The organism is Methylobacterium oryzisoli (genome assembly GCF_046557895.1).
GTDB lineage: Bacteria > Pseudomonadota > Alphaproteobacteria > Rhizobiales > Beijerinckiaceae > Methylobacterium > Methylobacterium oryzisoli.
In genome coordinates this window covers 1-2099 of the sequence record NZ_JBKIBX010000108.1, presented here as the reverse complement: position 1 = coordinate 2099, position 2099 = coordinate 1, and the positions used below count along the sequence as shown (strand labels likewise).

Sequence of the window (2099 nt, the reverse complement as noted above, 5' to 3'; positions counted from 1 at the left end):
GGTAGGCGCAATGCCCGCGCACGCATTGTCCGGTCCGGACAATTCGATGTGGTGCTGCTCTGACGGCGGCATGTGCTGCCTCCGTCCTGGCGGCCCCTTCATTTCGGCTGTCTCAAAAACCCTTGCACGACCGTCATCTCAGTCTGCCCGTAAGTCCTTGTGGCAGCACGCGTCGGCTTCCCCATTCATGGTGAGGGTAAGCGTATCAGTAAACAGGTGTTTTCGGGCCAGATGCAGGCTCGGCCGTTCCGTGGGATTCTCTGCCCCATGACCCGCCGCGCTGCCTTTTATCTCCGCGTCTCCACCGCTGACGGCCAGACGGTCGCGAACCAGCGTCGCCACCTCGACGAGGTGGCGCAACGCCTCGGGTGGACTGTGGTGAGCATCTTCGCCGACGAGGGCGTCTCGGGCACCAAAGGGCGGGATCGCCGGCCGGGGCTCGATGCCCTCATGAAGGCCGTGGCCCGCGGGCAGGTGGATGTGGTTGCCGCGTGGTCCGTTGATCGGCTCGGCCGGTCGCTGCCCGACCTCGTGGCTCTCCTCGGCGAACTCCAGGCCCGCGGCGTCGATCTGTTCTTGCACCAGCAGGCCCTCGATACCGCTACCCCCTCCGGTCGCATGCTCTTCCAGATGCTCGGCGTCTTCGCCGAGTTCGAGCGGGCGATGATCGTCGCCAGGGTCAAGGCGGGGCTCCAGCGAACCACCAAGCGCCTGGGTCGCCCGCCGCTGGCAGACGAGAAGGCAGAAGCTATCCGCCGCCTGTTGCGGGACGGAGCGGGTGTTCGTGAGACCGCCCGCAAGGTGGGAGCAGGTACGGCCACCGTGGCCCGCCTCAAGCGCACGATGGGCTCGCCGCAGGAGGCGGCTCTCGCGTCCTGAAGCCCCGTGGCTCTGCACTACCGCAAGCGCGGCAAGGTCTGGCACGTCCGCGGCAAGGTCCGGGTCGGGCGGCAGGTCTTCACGCTCAAGGAGCGCTCGACCGGCTGCACCCTCAAGGCGGAGGCCGAGGCGGTTGGAGCCGCTGAAGAAGCTCGGATCAGAGCCGAGGCTCTGGAGGGGGCTGTCCCCCGCCCTCGCACCATCAGCATCGGCGAGTGCATCGCGGCCTACTGCGCCCGCCCAGGAGGCCACCACCCATTCGATGAAGCTCGGCTCACCGAACTCGCGGCGGCCATGGGAGCGACCAAGCTGGAGGAAGCCCCCGCAGCCTGGGGCGCGTGGGTGCGAGGTCGCGGCCGGGGGCTCTCCCCATCCACCATCGCGCGTTGGCGGTCGAGCTTGAAGGCGGCACTCCGATACGGGGCCGACGAGTTTGGGGTGTCCGCCCCCTCATTGCGGGTCGTCAAGGAGGCGGAGAGCGAGCGCATCGCCTACCTGACTGAGGCCCTGGCGGCCCGTCTCTTGGCCGCGTACAATCCTTGGGCTGCGCCAGTCATGCTGATCTTGTGCGAGACCGGGCTGCGCACGCAGGAGGCGTTACGGCTCGACTGGAGGTGCGTGGATTGGGCGCGAAACGTCTTGCTCATCGAGCACGCCGGAGCAGCCGGTGGCGCACGTACCAAGACGAAGCGCTCCCGCCGTGTCGGCATGCGGGAGAGCGTCCGCTGCACCCTGGGAGCCCTCTGGGAGGCGCGGGGGCAGCCGGATGCGGGGCCGGTCTTCCTCAATCGCTGGGGCCGCCCCTACGCCGATACTCGCCGGGTCGGCGGCAATCCGCTCTCGAAGGCCCACCGTACGGCGTGCCGGGTTGCGGGCGTGACCAGCTTCCGCATCCACGACTGGCGGCACCACTTCGCGGTCTGGTTCCTGAAGAATGGCGGCAACCTGCGCGCCCTGTGTCAGATCGCGGGCTGGTCCTCGATGCGCATGGTGCAGCGCTACGCGGTGTTCGAGCAGTCCGACCTCGACGACGTGATGACCCGAACCGCAGGGACCCTGAACATCCGACTGGTGGCAGGGCGGCATCAAAACGGACCAGTGCCGGGCTAAGTCCAAGCCAGGACGACCGTAAAGCGGCTCAGCAGCCCTCCTTGCCAAGGTTGGGGTCGAGGGTTCGAATCCCTTCGCCCGCTCCAATTTTCCCAACCGAACAGAACGTC

Annotated in this window: 2 protein-coding genes; both read left to right on the top strand. The window is 67.8% G+C overall.

The genetic code is table 11. From position 1 onward, the window contains the following. Window positions 1-267: 267 nt before the first annotated feature. On the top strand, window positions 268-879 hold the full coding sequence (locus tag ACKUB9_RS34225) for a recombinase family protein (protein WP_407531146.1): 612 nt from the start codon (window positions 268-270) through the stop codon (window positions 877-879). A gap of 6 nt (window positions 880-885) precedes the next feature. Continuing rightward, complete coding sequence (locus ACKUB9_RS34220; RefSeq protein ID WP_407531144.1) at window positions 886-1989, top strand: tyrosine-type recombinase/integrase; 1104 nt, start codon at window positions 886-888, stop codon at window positions 1987-1989. Window positions 1990-2099 lie beyond the last annotated feature (110 nt).